Here is a 4,473-nt window from a genome sequence, read left to right on the forward strand (position 1 = left end):
AGCTCGAAGGCCGGCGGCTCACCCCGGTCGACCACCTGGACACCTTCTGGTTCGCCTGGGTGGGATTCAGCCCCGAGACCGAGATCCTGAGGTGACGATGCGAACCACCCCACCCGTCCGCCTGTCCGCGGCCGTGCTCGCCACGGCCCTGGGCCTGACTGCCTGCGCGGCGACCGAGTCCGAGCCCGGTCCCGGGACGACGGCCGAGGGGGAGCCGGAACGGGAGGCCGGATCCGCGTTCGACTTCGAGACACGGACCCTGGACGGGGACGCGCTCGGGGGCGAGGAGCTGCGCGGCGAACCGGTCGTCCTGTGGTTCTGGGCCCCCTGGTGCGTGGTGTGCCGATCCGAGGCGCCCGGCGTGCTGGAGGCCGCCGACCGCTTCGACGGCCAGGTGGAGTTCGTCGGCGTCGCCGGACGCGGGGAGGTCGACGAGATGCAGCGGTTCACCGCCGACACCTCCACGGACGGCCTGACGCACATCGTCGACGAAGACGGCGCCGTCTGGTCCGGTTTCGGCGTCGCCAGCCAGCCCGCGTTCGCCTTCCTGCGTCCGGACGGCACGTTCACCACCGTGACGGGCACCCTGGCCGAGGACGATCTGGACGACCGCGTGCGCACGGAGGTCCTGGCCGGGCGGGACGGCGGCTGATGGAACAGGTCCCCTACGCGATCGCGCTGACCGCGGGCGTGCTCGCGGTCCTCAACCCGTGCGGCTTCGCGATGCTGCCCGGGTACGTCGGTCTGCTGGTCTCCTCCAACGACGGACACCCCGATGGTCGGCTGCGGACACTCGGTCGGGCCCTGGCCACGACCGCCGCGATGACCGGCGGGTTTNNNNGCCGCTGGCGCTGTCGGTGGAACGGCACCTTCCCTGGGCGACCCTGGTGATCGGCGCCGCCCTGGTCGGGCTGGGGATCTGGCTGCTGGCCGGGCGCGAGGTCGGGATCCTGCTGCCGCGTCCCTCCCCCGGGCGTCCGACCCGTTCGCCGCGCTGGGCGGCGGTCTACGGCGCCACGTACGCGATCGCGTCGCTGTCGTGCACCGTCGCGCCGTTCCTGGCCCTGACCACGACCGCCACGGCCAGCGGTGGGGTTCTCGGCCTGGCCGGTGTGTTCGCCGTCTACGCGCTCGGGATGGCGCTGGTGGTCGGGGTCCTGACGGTCTCGGTCGCGCTGGCCCGTGACTCGGTGACCGCGCACCTGCGTCGTGCCCTGCCGTACGTGACGCGGGCGGGCGGTGCCCTGTTGGTGATGGCCGGGGCCTACGTCGCCTACTACGGCTGGTTCGAGCTGCGCGTCCTGGCGGGTGCGGCGGGAGGGGACCCGGTGGTGGACACCGTCGTGCGCTGGCAGGGCGAGCTGGCCCGGTTCCTCCAGGGGGCCGGTGCGCTCTGGCTCCTCGCCGCCCTGGCTGTACTGGTCCTGGTCGGGGTGGTCGGCGCGCTCCGGACACGGCGCTCACGCGCGTCGGATGGCGATCGCACTGCCAGGGAGGCGGACAGGTGAGGAGCCGATCCCCCTCACCACGTATGACACACCCCACCACCAGAAGCGGGAGGTCGCGCTTATGAGCAGGGAACGGACACTGGTGGTGATCGGCGGCGGAGCGGCGGGACTGTCCGCCGCGCGAACGGCCCGCTCCCTGGGGCACACCTCGTGCTGGTGACCCAAGGGCCTCCCGGAGGGGACTGCACGTTCACCGGATGTGTGCCGTCCAAGACGCTGATCGCTGCGGCGGCGGGGGTGAGGACTTCGCGACGGCGATGCGCCGGGTACGCGCCACGGTGGACCACGTCGCCGCGACCGAGGACGAGGCCACCCTCCGTGCGGAGGGGATCGAGGTCGTGCGCGGGCACGCCATGTTCCTCTCCCCCGACGCGATCGAGGTGAAGGGGGCGTCCTGCCCGCCGACCGCGTGGTCATGGCCACCGGAAGGACGCCCCTGGTCCCGGACGTCCCCGGGCTGGCGGACGTGGATCCGCTGACCAGCGACACCGTCTTCATACTGCGCGAACGGCCCCGCAGCCTGGTGGTCCTCGGCGCGGGTGGGACCGGCTGCGAACTCGCCTGGGCCTTCGCCCGGCTCGGCAGCGCCGTGACCGTGGTGGAGGCGGCCGACCGCCTACTACCGGCCGAGGACCCGGCGGCATCGGCGGTCATCACGGCGCGTTTCACGAACGATGGCGTCGTCGTCCGCACCGGGGTCAAGGCGGTGTGCGCGACGTCACGGGCAGGTACGCGCTCACCCACGCCGCCCCCTGCCGATGGCCGAGGTCGACCGCGCGATCACGGACGGCCGCACCGTCCGGCCGGTCATGGGTGCGCGCTGGTCGGACCATTCGTAGCCCGAGCAAGGCGCAATGCCCCAACGTCCCGCCGGAAAATCACCACCCGACCAGAAACCTACTCTTACGAGAGGGTAGAGTTGACCGGGAAGGGCGGACCTGCTTCCTCATGCTCATCGCTCTTCGCCGCGTGGCACGGGCGCGTACGGCTCCACTTCGACCTCGTGCCCGTGCCACCACCCCCCACGTGCGGGACCAACGCACGGTTTCCAGGAGGTACACCCCGTGCCCAGTCGAACGGACATCGCGGACCATCTGGAGGGCGCCTTCTCCTCCGGTCCGCTCAACCGCGGCCAGGTCATCAGCGCCGCCGGCCTGCAAGGCGCACCGGAAGCGGTGTTGAAGGCCCTGGGCGATCTGCCCGAGGGCTTCTACTCGAACCTGCGCCAGCTGTGGCCGCACCTGCCCGCGGTCCACCGCCCTCTCTGACCACCGCCGACCGGCCAAGATCCGCCGACGCGACGGATCTATTGGCCTGTTTCGGATCGCAGGAACCGCTCGCCACGTCGGCGCAGGGCACGGGTGACGGCAACGATGCGCGCACACTGGGGGCCGTGCCGCCCTGGGTGAGGGGATGGTCGTGGGCGATCGACGCGACCCCCTGTGAGATCCGGGTGATCCGGTTCAGTGGCGGCGAGAGCAGTCCCACCGGGAAGACCGGTACCGCCGCCCTCTGGGAGGGGTGTCCGGCCCGGCGGTCGCAGGGCCGGACCGGACACGATCAGTGGCGGCTCACGAGACGCTGACGTCAGTGCCAGCCATGGACTCCGCCGGGACCCGGGAGCCTCTCCTTCAACCAGGTCCACGATCCGTCGTTCTCGGTGAAGCGGCGGTGCAAGCTGCTGACATCGGTGAGGGGCACCGTCATGACCTCTCTCCAGGCACCGGCGGCTCGTTCCTCCAGGTAGAGGCTGTGGGCATCGGTGCGCGTCCGTGTCGCCTCCCGCGTGCGCTGGGAACCGTCGCGCAGGAGGATTCGGTAGTGCGTCATGCTGCTCCGTCGTCTCGCGTTCGAAGCGGTCCGATCTCCCTGACACCGATGAGCCGAGGGGGTGCCGGGGAGGGGGCGGGCCACCGCAACGAAACTCTACCCTCACGTGAGAGTAGAGACAAAGGGTCGGACTAGCGGGGCAGGATCAGGTCGCCCCCACCCGCCGAATCGTCACCCCGGCCGCTCGCGGCGGACCGGTACTGGCCCGGAACGGGTTTCTGCCGGTTGGCGCGGGCGAGTATCTCGGAGTCGCACATGGCGCACAGCGGCGTGTAGTGCAAGGAGGCGATCGACAACTGGGTCCCGCGCGAAATACCGCTTGAGCGCCTGCGGCCTCATGTGGACGTCCCCACCCCCGCACGTGGTGCAGGTGTAGGGGGTGTCACGGGCCCAGCGGGCACCGCAGGACTCACACCGAATGTGGATCTCCCCGTCGACGCGCTCGCCGGAGAGGTCCTCCTCTTCTCCGCAGCCCGGACAGGTCATCTGACGCGGCATACGCGACTCCTGGCGTACGGGCGCGCTACCGTAGCGCACCCACGACTCATCACCGAAGACATGACTCTAACGTTAGAGTAGGGTTAACGAGAAAGGGTGTCGCCATGCCTGGAGCGCACCACATGCAGATCGGCGAGGTCGCCGAGCGCACCGGCCTGTCCCTGCGCACGATCCGCTACTACGGTGAGGTCAAGCTCGTCGAGCCCTCGGCCCGTTCCCGCGGGGGCTTTCGCCTGTACACCGAGGCGGACGTTGACCGGCTGAACCTGATCAAGCGGATGAAGCCGCTGGAGTTCAGTCTGGAGGAGACCCGTGAGCTCCTGGCGGCCCTGGACCGGCTGAGCGCCCAGGACACGGACCCGGAGGAACGGACGGCGCTGAGCGAGCGGTTGGACGCGTTCGAGGCGGCCATCCAGGCGCGGTGCCGGGCTCTTCGGGAGCAGCTCGGGATGGCCGAGGAGTTCGCCGGTCAACTGCGTGCGCGGCGTTCCCGGCAGCACACCAGCACGTGAGAGGCCCGTGACAGGGGGAACGCAGTGACGACGACGGTTCCGGAGAAGACGGCGGCGGAGGTGTCCCGGGAGGCGGGGCGTCGGCGGACGTTCGCGGTGATCTCGCACCCCGACGCCGGTAAGTC

Annotated in this window: 8 protein-coding genes and 1 pseudogene; 7 read left to right on the forward strand and 2 right to left on the reverse strand. The window is 70.9% G+C overall.

Going from position 1 to position 4,473, the window contains the following annotated elements; genetic code table 11:
- Positions 1–91 precede the first annotated feature (91 nt).
- From D471_RS0132005 to D471_RS0132025, 6 genes and pseudogenes are all read left to right on the forward strand, one after another.
- Complete coding sequence (locus tag D471_RS0132005; RefSeq protein WP_017602388.1) at positions 92–652, forward strand: redoxin domain-containing protein; 561 nt, start codon at positions 92–94, stop codon at positions 650–652.
- 205 nt (positions 653–857) lie between these two features.
- Positions 858–1,508: a cytochrome c biogenesis CcdA family protein gene (locus D471_RS37375; RefSeq protein ID WP_017602389.1), complete on the forward strand. Its 651-nt coding sequence runs from the start codon at positions 858–860 to the stop codon at positions 1,506–1,508.
- Positions 1,509–1,569: 61 nt separating this feature from the next.
- Positions 1,570–1,668, forward strand: coding sequence for an FAD-binding protein (locus D471_RS41490; protein WP_206538996.1), 99 nt, complete (start codon positions 1,570–1,572; stop codon positions 1,666–1,668).
- Positions 1,669–1,705: 37 nt separating this feature from the next.
- Positions 1,706–1,987: a hypothetical protein gene (locus D471_RS41495; RefSeq protein WP_206538997.1), complete on the forward strand. Its 282-nt coding sequence runs from the start codon at positions 1,706–1,708 to the stop codon at positions 1,985–1,987.
- Positions 1,924–2,205, forward strand: a pseudogene (locus tag D471_RS42715) (FAD-dependent oxidoreductase); the annotation flags it as partial. The gene D471_RS41495 and the pseudogene D471_RS42715, both read left to right, overlap by 64 nt.
- Before the next feature lie 367 nt (positions 2,206–2,572).
- Entirely contained in the window at positions 2,573–2,776 is a 204-nt protein-coding gene (locus D471_RS0132025) for a DUF2795 domain-containing protein (RefSeq protein WP_017602391.1), read from the forward strand.
- Between the two features lie 319 nt (positions 2,777–3,095).
- Here D471_RS0132025 and D471_RS0132035 read toward each other — a convergent pair whose 3' ends face one another.
- Together D471_RS0132035 and D471_RS42260 are read right to left on the reverse strand one after the other, a co-directional pair.
- A complete protein-coding gene (locus tag D471_RS0132035) occupies positions 3,096–3,338 on the reverse strand; it encodes a hypothetical protein (RefSeq protein ID WP_017602393.1) in 243 nt (80 codons plus the stop codon).
- Positions 3,339–3,469: 131 nt separating this feature from the next.
- Positions 3,470–3,634: a hypothetical protein gene (locus D471_RS42260; protein ID WP_017602394.1), complete on the reverse strand. Its 165-nt coding sequence runs from the start codon at positions 3,632–3,634 to the stop codon at positions 3,470–3,472.
- Positions 3,635–3,940: 306 nt separating this feature from the next.
- Between D471_RS42260 and D471_RS0132045 the strand changes: the two genes are divergently transcribed.
- Entirely contained in the window at positions 3,941–4,348 is a 408-nt protein-coding gene (locus tag D471_RS0132045; RefSeq protein WP_026128282.1) for a MerR family transcriptional regulator, read from the forward strand.
- Positions 4,349–4,473: the final 125 nt, after the last annotated feature.

Source organism: Nocardiopsis lucentensis DSM 44048 (assembly GCF_000341125.1).
Taxonomy (GTDB): domain Bacteria; phylum Actinomycetota; class Actinomycetes; order Streptosporangiales; family Streptosporangiaceae; genus Nocardiopsis; species Nocardiopsis lucentensis.

What these genes read in the sequence shown, in the direction of transcription:
- D471_RS0132035 (WP_017602393.1), bottom strand. Translation starts at nt 3,338, where the DNA reads ATGACGCACTACCGAATCCTCCTGCGCGACGGTTCCCAGCGCACGCGG.
- D471_RS41490 (WP_206538996.1), top strand. Translation starts at nt 1,570, where the DNA reads ATGAGCAGGGAACGGACACTGGTGGTGATCGGCGGCGGAGCGGCGGGA.
- D471_RS41495 (WP_206538997.1), top strand. Translation starts at nt 1,706, where the DNA reads ATGTGTGCCGTCCAAGACGCTGATCGCTGCGGCGGCGGGGGTGAGGAC.
- D471_RS0132045 (WP_026128282.1), top strand. Translation starts at nt 3,941, where the DNA reads ATGCCTGGAGCGCACCACATGCAGATCGGCGAGGTCGCCGAGCGCACC.